Source organism: Hyphomonas polymorpha PS728 (genome assembly GCF_000685315.1).
Lineage (GTDB): Bacteria > Pseudomonadota > Alphaproteobacteria > Caulobacterales > Hyphomonadaceae > Hyphomonas > Hyphomonas polymorpha.
Genome location: NZ_ARYM01000022.1, coordinates 1 through 15,197, shown reverse-complemented (window position 1 = coordinate 15,197; position 15,197 = coordinate 1). Strand labels below are relative to the sequence as shown.

The following is a 15,197-nucleotide window of genomic DNA, read 5'->3' as shown; positions in this document are numbered from 1 at the left end:
GGTCTTGCAGCGAGTTGGAGGTGTCGGTCATGTTTATCAGGCCGTTTTCGAGTTTTTGCGGTTCATCGCCTTGAAGTCGACGACTTCGGGCGCCTGTGCAGTGTGCGGGTGCTCAGCGCCAGCGTAGATACGCAGCTTGCCGAACTGTTTGCGCGACAGCGCGCTCTCGCGCGGCATCATGCGCTTCACGGCGAGCTCGATGGCGCGCTCCGGGAAGCGGCCGGAAAGGATCTTGCCAGCCGTGGTTTCCTTGATACCGCCCGGATAACCGGTGTGGCGGTAATAGACCTTGTCGGTCAGCTTGTTGCCGGTGAACACGGCCTTCTCAGCATTGATAACGACGATATGATCGCCGGTATCCACATGCGGAGTAAAGTCAGGGCGGTGCTTGCCGCGAAGGCGTTTGGCGACGTAAGAAGCAAGGCGTCCGACAACGACGTCCGTCGCGTCGATCACGACCCACTTGTTCTCTACCCCGACGGGTGCGTTATACGTTTTCATCGCTCTGCTCAGAGCCTCTACTTTCGGAGTTCCAGGAATGCAAATTAAGGGCTGGCGTTTAAGCGCCGCGTTTCCCTTTGTCAACGCAGCCGCCGGGCTGAGCCTGCTTTTTGCGGCAACAGCCTGTGGACGGCAAGAGACCCCGACTGAGACCCCAAGTCAAGACCCTGTAATATCAGGAGAAATAGAGCTCCCAGCCGTCTGGTCGACCCGCCCCTTGCAGGGAAAAGTTCGCGATGTGGCCCTCTCTACGGGCTCTGGAGCCATTCTGGCGGTCGCATATGACGCTGGCGGGCTCGAATTTTTCGACATGGAAGGCGACCGTCTGGGCGAACCGACGCGATTCCATCTGAAAGACATCGCCGATGGCCGCGCATCCAGCATCCAGAGCACCCAGCTCACCATCTTCCCGGGCGTGACCATAGAAGGCGGGCTGAAGGCCTATGTCTTCGGCGAAGGTCTGGTCGCCCCGGCGCAGATTGACCTGCCCATTCCAGAACAGCGGGCTGTGGAAGGCCTCTGCAGCGGAGAGGCCGGCTCGCAGGGCCTGATGCGCATCGCCTACTGGACGATCTCCAACAATCGCCTGCTGCGCACCGGCGTCATCGGCCAGTCAGGCGATGAGCTGACCTGGGAAGAAGAAGACGCAACCGAGGCCGGTTTCCCGATCACCTCCTGCGTCTTCGCATATGACACACTGGTCGCCTCGCCCCGCTCGGCGGCCTCCGCCTCGCTGACCCGCGGGGACAACGCCGCCCTCCTCTCCATCGAGGAAGGTGGCCCGCTGCAGATATCCACAGATCTCGGGATGACCACGAGCTCCATCACCGTCCGCGATGGAATCACCGTGACAGCACCGGACGTCCCCACCGCTGTCACCGCGAATGGCTCTCTGCCCGCCGGTGGCTATCCGGGCGGCGTGGTCGTCATCGCCGGCGAAACCAGCGAGGGCACTCATCAGGTTGTGTTCGTTGATCCCAGCGCAATTACGCTGAAGGACTAAGCCGCGTTTCCGGGCCGCCTGCACGCCACACCGTGTAGACGGCCCACAGCGTGGTCACCACGCCCAGCCCCTGGTGGACAAGGGCCAGCCCCATCGGGGCCGCATTCAGCAGCGTCAGGATACCCCACGCCGCCTGCGCCGATACCAGCACTGCCAGGAACGCAAACTCCCGCCGCACAGCTGTCTTCCGGAAGGCCCACGCCGCCGCCAGGCTGCCCGCCCACAGGATGTAGGCCAGTAGGCGGTGATTGAACTGGGTCGCCTCGCGCCCCTCGAAGAAGCTGCGGATGCCCAGCTCGGCGTGCAGATAGTGAGACGGGAACACCTCCCCCGCCATCAGCGGCCAGTCGGTATAGGTGCGTCCCGCATCGAGTCCCGCCACCAGCGCGCCCGCCGCCATCTGCACGAAGATCAGCAGCATCAGCGTCAGCGCCGCGCCTCGAGCCCCCTTCGGCGCGCCCTCCCGCTTCTGCGGTCCAAGATCGAGCCACAGCCAGGTGATCACTGCGAGGATGATGAGCGCCAGCGTGAAATGCGTCATCAGCCGGTAAGGCGCGACGGCCACGCGGTCCGTGTCACCAATGCCGCTGGACACCATCCACCAGCCGATCGCGCCCTGCAGGCCGCCCAGCGCAATCAGACCCACCAGCTTCAGCCCGAGCCCCCGCCCCAGCCAGCGGCGCCAGGCAAAGACGGCAAAGCCCGCCACCGCCACCAGCCCGATCAACCGGCCAATCTGCCGGTGGCCCCATTCCCACCAGAATATGAACTGGAACTCCGACAGCGACATGCCGGCATTGGTCAGCTGGTATTGCGTGGTCGCGCGGTACTTCTCGAACTCGATCAGCCAGTCGGCCTCGCTCATCGGCGGCAGGGCGCCGCTGACAGGGTTCCATTCGGTGATGGACAGGCCGGAATCGGTGAGACGGGTCGCCCCGCCCACCAGAATGATGGCATATACCATAAGGCCCAGAAGGATCAGCCAGCGGCGGATCCAGCCTGCGGCAACGGGGGAAATTGCGCTTGCGGTCATGACGCCTAGATCACTTGACGCGCGCCACGATCAAGGGTCGCTGAAGTCGCAGCCACCCGTCACGGAAGGTCCAAAGCCCATGCGGAACCCGCGAAAGCCCCTCGCCATGCTGATGATGCTGACCTGGTTGGTGATCTATATCGTGGCCATCGGCTCGCTCAGCGGCCCGGTCGGCACCTTGCCCAGCTGGGTTCAGATGCCGTTCTATATCCTGGCGGGCGTGCTCTGGATTCTGCCTTTGAAGCCGCTTTTCGCCTGGATGAACGCGGTAGAGCCGCCCGAGGAAGACTAGTCCCTCACGCCACTTCGCGCGCCACCAGCGCGCGGATCGCGGCCACGTCCCGGCCCGGCGGCGCGCCAAACTGGCGCCGGTAGTCCCGGTTGAAGTGCGAGGCACTTTCATACCCGATGGCATACCCCACGGCGGAAACCTCATGATTCTCCAGCAGCATCCGACGCGCCTCCTGCAGCCGCACCAGCTTCTGGAACTGCACAGGCGAAAGCGTCGTCACCGCCTTGAAATGGCGGTGGAAGGACGCAAGGCTCATTCCCGCCATCTCTGCCAGATCGGGCACACGCAGCGGCTCGCGGAAATGATCGCGTATCCATGCCGTCGCCCGGCCGATCCGCGCCGCCTGACTGTCCCGCAAGCCCATATGGCGCAGCATCGGGCCGAGCGATCCGTTGAGCAGCCGCCAGGTGATCTCCCGCTTGATCAGCGGCGCCATCACCGGAATATCCCGCGGCTGGTCCAGAAGGCTCAGCAGACGGCCCAGCGGATCCATGATCGCGGCGTCCAGCCTGTCTGTATGCAGAGCAGTGAAGGCAGGCTCGGCTACCGCGTCTTCAGCCAGTGCGGGCAGCATCTCGGCCACCATTGCCGGATCAATCTCCACACCGAAAGCAAGGTAGGGCCGCTCCGGCGACGCCTCGACGATCCGCGCCGTCACCGGCACATCCACTGACGCCAGCAGCCCTTGCCCGGCGCCATAGCGGAACGCCCGCTCGCCCAGCATCGAAACCTTTCCCCCCTGCAGCACGGCGCAGAAAGATGGCCGGTAAACCGAGCGGATCTCCATCGGCGTTTCGGTCCGGGTAAGGTTCAGACCATCCACCGGCGTCTCCCGGCCATAACGGCGGGCGTGCCGGTCCAGCAGGTCCGCAAGGGTCTTGAGATCATCGGTCATGAAATGACTGAACCACATTCTTCCGCGCGGGGCGATGCCCCTCACAGGCATTTGAGAGAAATGGGCAAGACTTTGAGAGGATCGTCACCGGACAGCACTGCCTGCAGGGCTTAAATCAGGGGCATTCCAATCCCTCAGAACGGAGCCTTCCCCATGCGTATGCGACAACTCGGCAATTCCGGCCTTTTCGTTTCCGAACTGTGCCTTGGCACCATGACCTTCGGCGGCAGCGAAGGCATGTGGGGCATGATCGGCCAGCTCCAGCAGGAAGAGGCCGACGGCCTCGTCAAAGCCTCGCTGGACGCTGGCATCAATTTCATCGACACGGCCAATATCTACGCCCTCGGCAGGAGTGAGGAAATTCTCGGCCAGTCGCTGCGCAATCTCGGTGTGCCCCGGCACGAAGTCGTGATCGCCACAAAAGTCCTCGGCCCCATGGCAGAAGGCCAGAACAATCGCGGCGCCTCACGCGGCCACATCCTCTACCAGGCCGAAGCCAGCCTCAAACGCCTCGGTCTCGATCATATAGACCTCTACCAGATCCACGGCTTCGATCCCGCCGTGCCATTGGAAGAAACCCTCGAAGCGCTGAACTCCCTCGTGCAAAAGGGCGCCGTTCGGTATCTGGGGCTCTCCAATTGGGCGGCCTGGCAGGTGATGAAAGCCATCGGCCTCACCCAGCTGCGCCAGCTTGCCCCCATCATCTCGCTGCAGGCTTACTACACCCTCGCCGGGCGCGATCTTGAGCGCGAAGTCATCCCAATGCTGACGGCCGAGAAGGTTGGCCTGATGGTTTGGAGCCCGCTCGCCGGCGGCTATCTCTCCGGCAAGTATGACCGAGAAGGCCGTGGCAATGATGGCCGCCGGGCCACCTTCAATTTCCCTCCCGTCAACATGGATCGCGGTTACGCCGCCATTGAGGCGATGCGGGAAATCGCCGCCGCCAAGGGCGCCAGCGTCGCCCAGATCGCGCTTGCCTGGCTGCTGCATCAGAAAGCCGTCACCAGCGTCATCATCGGCGCCAAACGGCCAGACCAGCTTGCGGACAATATCGGCGCCACAAAGGTCAGCCTCAGCCCGGAAGACCTTGCCCGCCTGAACGACGTTTCCCGCCTGCCGGAAGAATATCCCGGCTGGATGCTGGACCGTCAAAATACATACAGAAGCGCCTGAGGATGCCCAGAGCGGCAGGCGGGCCCTTCGCCTGTCTGCCGCCTCAGGCTTTCAGAAATTCCAGCCGCGCATCCACGCGCCCCGGCTTCACTTCACTGATCTCGGCACTGACAATGCCTTCCGCGACGAACGGGTCGGCCGCCACGCGCGCTTCCAGCGATTCGCGGGTGGTGTTGTACGCCAGCACGGCGCCGCCCAGGCCGGGCGCCAGGCTGCCCGTCATCAGGAACACACCATCGGCAAACCCCTCGCCGATCCAGGCATTGTGCGCCGCCATGAATTGGGGCGCCGCTGCCTTGTTGGCCGCAAATTTAAGCTGAACGAAATACATCTGCCTCTCCCTCCTGAAACAATCAGCGCCGCGCCCTGGCAAGGCGCCTTGCCTGCGCCGCCAGCCAGGCGCACATGCCGTCCACCTCACGCCTGACAAACACCTCATCCTTGAATGCATTGGCCAGCGCCGCCGTGCCCTGAGACCAACCCAGCACATGCAGCGCCAGCGCGCCAGCCTCATCGCCTGCGCCCAGCGCTTCAAACTCTGCCGTCAGCCAGTCCCGGAACAGCGCGAACACATCCGCCGCCCGTGCCCTGGCCGCATGGTCCAGCTTTGCCAACTCCTGGCACAACGTCCCCACAGGGCAGCCATAGGCCATGATCCTGATCTGGTTCATGATCAGGATACGGACAAAGCACTCTATGCGCGCCACAGGCGAGGCGCCTTCCGCCGCCCAACCCGCCAGCATCGCGCGCGTCGCCTCAAGGCGCCGGTCGATCACCGCGTCGAGGATCTCATCCTTGGTGCGGAAATGGTAATAGAAATTGCCGCGCGAGAGCTTCACCGCCCCGGCAATGTCGGCAAAGGACGTGTGGTCAAAGCCCTGCCGGTAAAACAGGTCGTCGGCCGCCGCCACGATCTCTTCGCGTGTCTCCCGCGCGCCCAAATACGCCCCCAAGGCCAGAAGTTTTCGCCAGGCCCTGCAGCCCAGCCTCCGACCTTGATTAGGACAATCGCCCTAATCACGCAATAGGACAATTGACCTAATTTTAAAAGGCGCGGGAAACTGCGGGCCTAGCTCTTGTCCTTCACGCCCATCTGCTGCGCATAGCCCTGCGCCACCATCTGGGCCATCAGGTCGAACAGCTTGTCCGGGTCAGCCCGGCGCAGGCGGGCGATTTCCGCCTCCATGCCCTCGGCCAGCACCAGTTCGCGCACGCCGCCTTTCAGCGCCTCCAGAATCCGCCGTGCCGCTTCCTCCGCAGGCATACCATTGTCGATGGCCGTATCGCTGAAGCCGCGCGCATTGGCAGACCCATCCAGCGCATTCTTCGACACATTCGTCTTCACAGAGCCCGGCGCCACCACCAGAACCTTCATCCCCTGATGCGCCGTCTCCGCCCGCAGGCTGTCATTGTATCCGATGAGGCCGGCCTTGGCCGCGCTGTAAGCGCTGCGCAGCGGCGGCCCGGCAATACCCGCCACGCTGGAGATCGCCACGATCTGCCCGCCGCCCGCGCCCACCATCTTCGGCAGCAGCGCCTGCGTCAGCGCAATCGGCGCCAGCAGGTCGATGGCGATGATCTTCTGATACACATCAAACACCGTATCCACCGCCATCGAGCGCTGCGAGATGCCGGCATTGTTGACCAGGCCATCCACGCGCCCGGCCCAGGTCCAGGCCGTCTCCACCGCGCCCGGCAGGGCAGCATAATCGGTCGCCTCGAACGGCAGCACCAGCGCATCGGTCTTCAGCTGCGCCTTCACCTCTTCCAGCGCGCCCACATTGCGGCCAGACAGGATCAGCTTCGCCCCCGCGCCGGACAACGCCTGTGCCAGCGCCGCGCCGATGCCAGAGGAGGCCCCCGTGATCCACCATACCTTGCCTTCAAACATGCCGCTTTCCTCCAATGCTGATATCCGGCCGAGTGTTTCAGGCGTGGCTGCAGATGTAAACGCCCCGCCGCGTCAGGCCGCGGCTGTAAAGTGCAGCGTTGCTGTCAGCCCCGCGCCGGCATTGCGGCGCAGCTCCAGCCGCCCGCCATGCGCCCGCATGATCTGCTCCACGATGGACAGGCCCAGCCCCGCGCCCTGGCTGCGCCCGTCGCTGCCGCGCGCAAAGCGTTTGGTTACCTCCGCCAGCTTGCCTTCCGGAATGCCCGCGCCCTGATCGATCACCGAAATGCTCAGCGGCCCCTGCTGCAGCGCCACTGTGATCGGGGCGCCCTCCGCCGAATGCTGGATGGCGTTTTCGATCAAATTGATCACCGCAATCGACAGCGCGTCGGGATCGGCCACCGCCCTGACCGGCGTGTCACAGCCCTCACAGCCCAGATCAACCCCGGCCTGCCGCGCCAGCGGTTCCATCCGCACCACAATATCCATGATCAGATCACTGACATCTATGGACTGCCCCGGCAGCACGCTCAGCCGGTCGGCATTGGCATGCGCCAGCAGTTGCATGCTCAGCCGGATCAGCGCATCGGTATCCTGGCGCAGCTTGGCAAGGTCGGCATGGCCACCATCCTGCTGCAACCGCGCTTTCAGCGCCGCCAGAGGCGTCCGCAGCGTGTGGGAAGCGTCGAGGATAAACGCGCGCTCCCGCTCCATCGCGGCAGCCAGCCGGTCGAGGCTTCCATTCAACGCCCGCACCAGGTCCACCACCTCGTCCGGCGGGTTCTCGACGATCAGGGGGCGGATGTCGCGGAATTCCGAAACGCTGCGCGCCTGCTCGGCAATCTCGCGCAGCGGCCGCAGGGTCTGGCGCACAAATCCCGTCACCGCCCAGATGCTGAGAACGGCAAAGGGCACCAGCGGGATAAGCACGTGCACCGCCACTTCAGCGAAGATCATGCGGTAAAACCGGTAGGCCGGGTCGCTCGCCACAATCGTCTCGACACGGCAGGCCATCGGCCCGCCACAGTCAAATTCCTTCCCCGCCAGCCAGATGTCATCGCCCGCCTGCAGGGTCCACTCATCAATCCCGGCGACAGACCGGCGTTCGATGCCCGACCAGTCGAATGCCGACTGTGCCAACGCTTGCCCATCCGGTCCGGACAAGGCCCAACCATAGGCCTCCGGATACTTCTCGTAGATACTGTCCTTATGCGCCGCACCCGGATCAAATGGCACACCCGGCTGAATCGCGCCCTGAAATTCCCCCGCCAGCTTCTCGGCCATCTCCAGCACCTGCCGCTGGCGCAGGTCGGTCACGTCGCTGCCATAGTGAAAGGTTACGATTGCCGCCGTCAGCGTGCCGACGCCGAGGATCACCCCCAGCAGCCGCCGCCGCAGGCGCGCCTCCAGCGACCATTTGGAACTAGGCGTCAACATCGCCCTCGCTCAGCACATATCCCACGCCCCGGATGGTGCGCAGCGATACTTCCGACCCCTGCTCCTTCAGCACCGAGCGCAGGCGCGACACCGCCGCTTCCAGCGCATTGGGCCCGGCCTGCGTGTTCTGATCGTAAAGCGCATTCTCCAGATAGGGCCGCGAGCTTACCCGCCCCGCCTTGCGCATCAGCGCCGCCAGCAGTTGATGCTCCCGGCGCGGCAGCGTCACCGGCCGCCCGCGCACCAGCACGCCGCCAGAGCCAAGATCCAGCTTCACATCCGCCAGCTCGATCACATCGTTTTCCATATGTCCCGGCCGCCGCAGCAGCGCCCGGCAACGCGACAGCATCTCGGACAGGTCAAACGGCTTCACCAGATAATCGTCGGCCCCGCCGTCCAGCCCGTCCACCCGGTCGTTCAGCCCGCCCCGCGCCGTCAACACCAGAATGGGAATGGCCACCGCGCTGCGCCGGCATTTCTTCAGGAAATCCACCCCGTCGCCATCGGGCAGGCCCAGGTCCAGCAGCATCAGATCATAGCGGGTAGCCGCAAGCGCCGTCTCCGCCCCGGCAATCGAGCGCACCCAATCGACGACATACCGGCTACTCTCCAGCGCCGCCTGCAGGCTTTCCCCCAGGCTGGCATGATCCTCAACCAGAAGCACTCTCATCCGTTCACTCGCCCTGTATGTTCTCCGCCAGATCCCCTCTGGTCCCGACATTCAAACATTCCGCGCCCCTCGACAACAAGGTGTTGCCTCTGCGCTGCATTGACATTCCCTGCGTCCCGCTCAAAGGTAGTGATAGCTATCTTTTCGACGGAGAGGTTTCATGCGCGCACTTGTCTTTCGCGGCGCCGGCCAGCCACTGCAGCTTGAGACCCTGGACGATCCCACCCCCGGCGAAGGCGAGGTGGTTCTCAAGGTTGGCCGGTGCGGCATCTGCGGCACCGATCTTCACCGCACAGAGCACAATATCTGGACCTGCCGCCCTCCGGTGGTCCTGGGCCATGAATTTGCCGGAGAGATCGTCGCCCTGGGCAAGGGCGTGGAGGGCTGAAGACGGGCATGCGCATCACCGCGCTGCCCTATATCGGCTGTGGCAAATGCCGGGCCTGCCTGGCAGGTAATCCGCACTACTGTCCTACCCGCCTCAATACCGGCACCGAGGACATCGCCGGTGGCTATGCGGAATATGTGAAGGTCGGCGCGGGCAGCTGCCTGCCGCTGCCCGCCGCGCTCTCCCTTGATGATGGCGCGCTGGTAGAGCCGCTGGCTGTCGGCCTGCACGGCGTCAAGCGCGGCGGCGTTCAACCCGGAGACCGCGTGCTGGTGATCGGCGCTGGCCCCATCGGTCTTGCCGCGGCCTATTGGGCCAGGCTCGCAGGCGCCAGCCGGGTCGCCGTTTCGGCGCCCTCCACCCGCCGCCAACCACTGGCGGAGGCGATGGGGGCCACCGCCTTCATCGCCGCCAGCGATGACGCCGCCCTGGCGGCCGCCTCCGAAGAAGCCCTTGGCGGCGCGGCAGATGTTGTCCTCGAATGCGTGGGCCAGACCGGCATGATCCAGCGCGCCCTCGCCTGCGTGCGCACTGGCGGCCGCGTCGTCGTGCTCGGCGTCTGCCTCCAGCCGGATACCTTCCTGCCGCTCACCGGCCTCGCCAAGGAAGCCGATCTGCGCTTCTCCGTCGTTTATGATGTGGCTGAGTTCCAGGCCTGCATTGATGCGCTGGACGCTGGCCATGTTTCCCCCCGCGCCATGATCACCGATACGGTCTCGCTGGCAGATGCGCCCGCTGCCTTCGAGGCGCTGCGCAGCCGCACGCATCAATGCAAGGTCATGGTTACGCCCTGGGCCGGACCCAGCCTCAACCGATCAGATCGCGCGATCCCAGAACCGATGCCCACACCTTGAGGCTGCGCGTCTGGTAGGCGGTCATGGCCGCGACCAGCCGGCCGCGCTCATTGCCGCCCAGAATTTCCTCCGGCAACAGAGGATCGCGCACGATCTGCGCGATCACCTGGCGGCCCACCAGCAGGCCCTCCCGCGCTGCCGCTTCCGGGCCAAGCCGCGCCAGCCGGCGCTCACTCGCCGTCAGCCGCTTCAATTCGGCCGCATAGCCAGCCTTCAGCGCCGCAGCGTTCCACAGGCCCTGCACAGCTTGTGCCTGCGCCCGGTCCAGCCCGGAAACGGCAAACACGTCCGCCTCGGTCCTCAGGCCAAGTTCGGCAAGCTGCGCGCGCATTGCGGCCACCCCGCCTTTCAGATTATCCGGCCTCAGCTGAAGCCCCGGCTTCCACGTCCGGAAACCGCGCAGCGCCAGGGCGCGCTGATGCCGCCGCGCAATCGTCCGCTCGCCGCCGCTCAGCCCGGCATCCTGCACGCCGATCCAGCCGCCCTTCCATGGCGCCATCCAGCCCAGCCGCTCGCGCCAATGACCCACATCCTCATAGAGTGGCCGGTAGGCCGGGTGAAAGGCGTACACGCCCCGCTCCGTCTTGCGAATCTTCTCCTGCCGCGCCAGCCGGGTCAGCGCCACGCGCACCACCGGCTCGGCCAGCCCCATGATGACGCCCGCCCGGCAGAGATCCTGCGCAGACATCCGCCCGCCCCTCGCGGTCGAAAGAAAGTCCAGCACCAGATCCGTCGCAGCAGGCAGGGGTGTGGTCATGGGGCTCCGGCTGTTCTCGTCAAGGCAAGATTGCAAGTTTCATCAAATGGCATTATTCGTCAAATATTGAAATATATGAAACAGGGGAACCCATCATGACGGGCGCCAGCGAACCAGCCCATGTGCGCGTCGAGATCGACGGCGCTGTCACCACCCTCATCATGGACCGGCCAGACCGCCGCAATGCGGTGGACAGGCCCATGGCCTTTGCCCTGCGCGATGCCATTCAGGCGTTTGAGTCAGACGATACCCAGCGCGTTGCCGTCCTCTGGGGCGCCCACGGAAACTTCTGCGCCGGGGCAGACCTTACCGCCCTGGAAGATCCCGCCCGCGCCCATGAACTCACCCCCGATGGCAGCGGCTCCGGCCCGATGGGCCCCACGCGCCTCGCCATCTCCAAGCCCCTCGTCGCCGCCGTCGCCGGCTATGCCGTCGCGGGCGGCCTTGAACTTGCCCTGCTGGCGGATATGCGTGTGGTGGAGGAAACCGCCACCTTTGGCGTCTTCTGCCGCCGCTGGGGCGTGCCGCTGATTGATGGCGGCACCGTCCGCCTTCCCCGTATCGTCGGCATGGGCCGCGCGATGGACATGATCCTCACCGGCCGCCCGGTCGATGCGCAGGAAGCTCTCGCCATGGGCCTGGCCAACCGTGTCGTCCCCGCCGGTCACGCCCGTCACGCCGCCGAGGCGCTCGCCCGGGAGATTGCCGCCTTCCCTCAGCAATGCATGCTGGCAGACCGTTACTCCGCCTACGCCCAATGGGATATGCCGCTGGGCGAAGCCCTCCGTCAGGAAGGCCGCCTCAGCGCCCCCATCGTTGCCGCCGAAGGCCGCGCGGGGGCAAAGCGCTTTGTGGGCGGCGCAGGCCGTCACGGCAAGTTCACCCAGCCCGAAGACTGACCCTCGGAGACCCCGCTCATGCCCTCATCCGGCCCCCTCTGCATTGACCTGATCGAACGCGGCGCCGCCGCCAACGCTGCCCGCACCGCCATCGTCTTCGGCGACCAGGCCTGGACCTTCGCGGAAATCAATGCGGAGGCAAACCGCCTCGCCCATGCCCTGCGCAGCCTCGGCGCCGGGCATGGCGCGCGCGTCGGCCTGCTGGTCAACAACGGTCCGTTCTCCGTCCCGCTGGACTTTGCCTGCGTCAAGGCAGGCATCAACCGTGTACCTCTGAACGCACGCCTGTCCGTCGAAGAACACGCCCGCATGCTGGCCGAGGCAGACGCCCGCATCCTCATCTACGGCCCAGACCTTGCCGATCGCGCCGCCGCCCTCGCGCAGGCTGCCCCCGGCCTCGCCATCCACGGCCTCAGCGATGACCTCTCCCGCCTCGCCGCCATCCAGCCAGACACCCTGCCCCCGCTTGCTGCCAAACCTGACGACATCATCCTTACCCTGTATACCTCCGGCACCACCGGCGTGCTGAAGGCGGCCCAGCATACGCAAGCCTCCTACGCGGCCATCTGCCGCAACATCCTGCTCAATCTCTTCCCTGTCAGCCAGGACGACGCAATGCTCCACGCCGCCTCGCTGATCCATGCCAGCGGCACCTTCGTCCTGCCCTTCTGGCTGCGCGGGGCCCGCTCGGTCGTCCTCCCCGCCTTCACGCCCGATGCCTTCCTCTCTGCCATTGCCCAGCACCGGGTCACCGCGATCAACCTCGTGCCCACCATGCTCCACATGCTGCTGGAAAACCCCGGCCTCGACGCGCATGATCTCTCCAGCCTGCGCCACATCATCTATGGCGCCTCCCCCATGCCCCGCGCCGTCATCACCCGCGCAATTGAAAAGTTCGGCCAGGAAAAGTTCTGGCAATATTTCGGCCAGACCGAAGCTCCTCTCTGCCTGGCTGTGCTGCGTCCGGAAGACCATGAAGGCGACCTGCTCGGCGCCTGTGGCCGCCCGGCGCTGGACGTTGAAATCCGCCTGGTTGACGATCAAGGCAACGATGTGCCCAAAGGCGAAGCCGGTGAAATCCTTGTACGGACACCCTCTGCCGCCGCGGGCTATTTCAACGCGCCAGACCTCACTGCCCAGTCTTTCGATCCCGATGGCTGGGTCCACACCCGCGATGTCGGCCTTTTCGATGCGCGCGGCTTCCTCCACCTGCGAGACCGCACGTCTGACATGATCATCTCCGGCGGTTACAACGTCTACCCCCGCGAGGTCGAAGACGCCCTGATGTCCCACACGGCTGTTCTCGAAGCCGCCGTCGTCGGCGCGCCGGATGAGAAATGGGTCGAAGCCGTCACCGCCTTCGTCATCCTCCGCCCCGGTCAGCAGGCAGGCGAAGCCGATCTCATCGCCCATGTCGCCGGCCAGATCGCCTCCTACAAGAAGCCCCACAAGGTCATCTTCACGGATGCGATTCCGAAAACCGCTGTCGGAAAGCTTGATCGCAAATCCCTCCGCGCCCGCCTGAAGGAAACGGCCGGTTAGGCCTGTCCTTGCGGCGGCTCTTCTGTTGGGCCGCCTTAAAGGCTAACACGGCAGGGCGCCGCCCGGAGACACGCCTTGCCCTTCCCCAGCCTCGCCGATGCCTTCGAGCAATTCCGCCACCGTCTTCCGGCGCGCGCCCGCCTCTTCATCGGCGGCGCCAGTGGAGAGCCCCTCGGCCTCGCCCGCCTCTTCAAGGCAGACCCGGAGCTCACCAGCGGCCTCACCTTCCTCGGCGCCTGGATCGCGGGCATCAACGTAACCGACTGGGCCGGCTTCCATCATGAGGCCAGCGCTGAAACCATCTTCCTGCCCCCCGCCCAGCGCCCTTCTTTCGAGGCTGGCCGAACCCGCTTCCTGCCTCTCTCCTATAGCCAGGCATGGCACTGGATGGCGCAAACCCCGCTTGATGGCGCCGTCCTGCTCGTCTCTCCGCCCGATGCTGACGGCAACGTCTCCCTCGGCGTCAGCCCGGATTTCTCGCCCCTTATGCTTGCGCGCAGCGGCGTGCCCCTCCTCGGCATCATCAATCCGCAAATGCCCGCCCCGCCCAATTCACCCAAAGTCCCGCTGTCGAAATTTGCTCAGCTGGCGGAGGATGACCACCCAATTCTGGTGCTTCCCGGCGGCCCGCTCCCGCCCGCCTTTGAAACCATCGCGGGCCATATTGCCTCCCTCATTGATGAAGGCGACGCGCTTCAGTTCGGCGTCGGCAATGTGCAGCAGGCCATCCTTTCCGCGCTGAAAGGCCGCCGCGGCCTGCGCATCTATTCCGGCATGGTGTCAGACCCCGTTCTGGGAATGCTCGACGCTGACCCCACCCTGCGCGTCGATACCGGCGTCGCCACCGGCACGAAGGCCCTCTACGACCGGTTGGCGACGGAATCCCGCGTCCACTTCCACCCCGTCTCGAAAACCCATTTCGCCAGTGCGCTGGCCGCCGTGCCGCGCCTGCGGGCGATAAACTCCGTGATCGAAGTGGATCTCTTCGGTCAGGCGAATGCCGAGTTCATCAATGGCCGTCAGGTGGCGGGGCAAGGCGGCCTCAACGATTTCCTGCGCGGCGCCGCCCTCTCCGAAGGCGGCCTCGCCATCACCGCCTTAATGGCCACCGCCAAAGGCGGCGAGATCAGCCGCATCGTCCCCCGCCTCCCGCCCGATGCCGTCACCGTCATGCGCACGGACATGGATGTCGTCATCACCGAATACGGCACCGCCCGCCTCCGCGGCAAAAGCATCGACGCGCGCGCCGAGGCGCTGATCGCGATTGCAGACCCGCAACACAGGCCCATGCTGGCCGAAGAATGGGAAGCGATGCGTAGGCGGATTTAACCCACCTCTCGAACGGCTCATCCTGAGCGAAGTCGAAGGACGAGCCGGGCTTGGCTTAGCCTGACTTTGCCATCCTTCGACTTCGCTCAGGATGAGCGATAATCTGCTTGAATGCGAAGCCTGGTACTCATTTTAACCACCATCTCTCCCCCGTCATCCCGGTTTTGCCGCAGGCAAAGACCGGGACCCAGGGAGACATGCGCAATCTTGGATTTCTGGATCCCGGACACCCGCTTCGCGGCTTCCGGGATGACGCCAGATCAAATAACCCCCCGCGCCTTCAGCGCTGCCGCCTCCTCCGCGCTCAGCCCCGCTTCGCGCGCAATCTCCACCGAATGCTCGCCAAAGCTCGCCAGCTTCGGATTGGGTTGCGGCGGCTCCTTCGCAAAGCGGATCGGCGGGCCCACATGGCGGTTGCCATCGGCGTCGGTGAACACCATGCCCCGTTCCGCCGTGAACGGATCGTCAAACGCTTCCTTCAGATTGCGGACCGCCGCCCAGCAGCAATCGACCGGCGCCAGGAACGCCTCCCA

General features: G+C 65.1%; 16 protein-coding genes and 2 pseudogenes. 8 read left to right on the top strand and 10 right to left on the bottom strand.

The window, feature by feature from the left end; all coding sequences use genetic code 11:
• Positions 1-36: 36 nt before the first annotated feature.
• The gene (gene rplM, locus HPO_RS15725; RefSeq protein ID WP_035600832.1) at positions 37-501 is read right to left on the bottom strand and encodes a 50S ribosomal protein L13; all 465 of its coding nucleotides are present in this window, start codon (positions 499-501) and stop codon (positions 37-39) included.
• A gap of 238 nt (positions 502-739) precedes the next feature.
• On the opposite strand from rplM, the gene HPO_RS15720 reads away from it, so the two are divergent.
• Positions 740-1,504, top strand: a complete 765-nt coding sequence (locus HPO_RS15720; protein WP_157532885.1) for a hypothetical protein — start codon at positions 740-742, stop codon at positions 1,502-1,504.
• Here the strand turns inward: HPO_RS15720 and HPO_RS15715 are convergent.
• A complete protein-coding gene (locus HPO_RS15715; protein ID WP_035600828.1) occupies positions 1,488-2,537 on the bottom strand; it encodes a COX15/CtaA family protein in 1,050 nt (349 codons plus the stop codon). The two genes, HPO_RS15720 and HPO_RS15715, sit on opposite strands and share 17 nt — an antisense overlap.
• 79 nt (positions 2,538-2,616) lie before the next feature.
• On the opposite strand from HPO_RS15715, the gene HPO_RS15710 reads away from it, so the two are divergent.
• The gene (locus HPO_RS15710; RefSeq protein WP_035600826.1) at positions 2,617-2,829 is read left to right on the top strand and encodes a DUF2842 domain-containing protein; all 213 of its coding nucleotides are present in this window, start codon (positions 2,617-2,619) and stop codon (positions 2,827-2,829) included.
• Positions 2,830-2,833: 4 nt separating this feature from the next.
• On the opposite strand, the gene HPO_RS15705 is transcribed toward HPO_RS15710, so the two are convergent.
• Positions 2,834-3,724: an AraC family transcriptional regulator gene (locus HPO_RS15705; protein WP_035600912.1), complete on the bottom strand. Its 891-nt coding sequence runs from the start codon at positions 3,722-3,724 to the stop codon at positions 2,834-2,836.
• Between the two features lie 153 nt (positions 3,725-3,877).
• On the opposite strand from HPO_RS15705, the gene HPO_RS15700 reads away from it, so the two are divergent.
• Complete coding sequence (locus HPO_RS15700; protein ID WP_035600823.1) at positions 3,878-4,897, top strand: aldo/keto reductase; 1,020 nt, start codon at positions 3,878-3,880, stop codon at positions 4,895-4,897.
• 43 nt (positions 4,898-4,940) lie between these two features.
• Here HPO_RS15700 and HPO_RS15695 read toward each other — a convergent pair whose 3' ends face one another.
• From HPO_RS15695 to HPO_RS15675, 5 genes are all read right to left on the bottom strand, one after another.
• A complete protein-coding gene (locus tag HPO_RS15695; protein ID WP_035600821.1) occupies positions 4,941-5,228 on the bottom strand; it encodes a YciI family protein in 288 nt (95 codons plus the stop codon).
• Between the two features lie 22 nt (positions 5,229-5,250).
• Entirely contained in the window at positions 5,251-5,838 is a 588-nt protein-coding gene (locus HPO_RS15690; protein WP_035600820.1) for a TetR/AcrR family transcriptional regulator, read from the bottom strand.
• Between the two features lie 128 nt (positions 5,839-5,966).
• A complete protein-coding gene (locus HPO_RS15685; protein WP_035600818.1) occupies positions 5,967-6,788 on the bottom strand; it encodes an SDR family NAD(P)-dependent oxidoreductase in 822 nt (273 codons plus the stop codon).
• A gap of 72 nt (positions 6,789-6,860) precedes the next feature.
• On the bottom strand, positions 6,861-8,225 hold the full coding sequence (locus HPO_RS15680) for a sensor histidine kinase (protein WP_084324369.1): 1,365 nt from the start codon (positions 8,223-8,225) through the stop codon (positions 6,861-6,863).
• Entirely contained in the window at positions 8,212-8,895 is a 684-nt protein-coding gene (locus tag HPO_RS15675) for a response regulator (RefSeq protein ID WP_035600813.1), read from the bottom strand. The genes HPO_RS15680 and HPO_RS15675 overlap by 14 nt, the downstream gene beginning before the upstream one ends.
• Before the next feature lie 160 nt (positions 8,896-9,055).
• Between HPO_RS15675 and HPO_RS20885 the strand changes: the two are divergent.
• Together HPO_RS20885 and HPO_RS15670 are read left to right on the top strand one after the other, a co-directional pair.
• Positions 9,056-9,396, top strand: a pseudogene (locus HPO_RS20885) (alcohol dehydrogenase catalytic domain-containing protein); the annotation flags it as partial.
• A gap of 24 nt (positions 9,397-9,420) precedes the next feature.
• On the top strand, positions 9,421-10,137 hold the full coding sequence (locus HPO_RS15670) for a zinc-binding dehydrogenase (protein ID WP_422120101.1): 717 nt from the start codon (positions 9,421-9,423) through the stop codon (positions 10,135-10,137).
• Here HPO_RS15670 and HPO_RS15665 read toward each other — a convergent pair.
• Positions 10,091-10,894, bottom strand: coding sequence for a hypothetical protein (locus HPO_RS15665; RefSeq protein ID WP_035600810.1), 804 nt, complete (start codon positions 10,892-10,894; stop codon positions 10,091-10,093). The two genes, HPO_RS15670 and HPO_RS15665, sit on opposite strands and share 47 nt — an antisense overlap.
• A gap of 95 nt (positions 10,895-10,989) precedes the next feature.
• Here HPO_RS15665 and HPO_RS15660 point away from each other — a divergent pair, with 95 nt between their 5' ends.
• The 3 genes from HPO_RS15660 to HPO_RS15650 all read left to right on the top strand — a co-directional run bounded on the left by HPO_RS15660 (position 10,990) and on the right by HPO_RS15650 (position 14,664).
• Positions 10,990-11,793, top strand: coding sequence for a crotonase/enoyl-CoA hydratase family protein (locus HPO_RS15660; protein WP_035600808.1), 804 nt, complete (start codon positions 10,990-10,992; stop codon positions 11,791-11,793).
• A gap of 18 nt (positions 11,794-11,811) precedes the next feature.
• A complete protein-coding gene (locus HPO_RS15655; RefSeq protein ID WP_035600805.1) occupies positions 11,812-13,335 on the top strand; it encodes a class I adenylate-forming enzyme family protein in 1,524 nt (507 codons plus the stop codon).
• A 75-nt stretch (positions 13,336-13,410) separates the two neighbouring features.
• A complete protein-coding gene (locus HPO_RS15650) occupies positions 13,411-14,664 on the top strand; it encodes an acetyl-CoA hydrolase/transferase family protein (protein ID WP_051612679.1) in 1,254 nt (417 codons plus the stop codon).
• A 260-nt stretch (positions 14,665-14,924) separates the two neighbouring features.
• On the opposite strand, the pseudogene HPO_RS20740 reads toward HPO_RS15650, so the two are convergent.
• Positions 14,925-15,197, bottom strand: a pseudogene (locus HPO_RS20740) (CoA transferase); the annotation flags it as partial.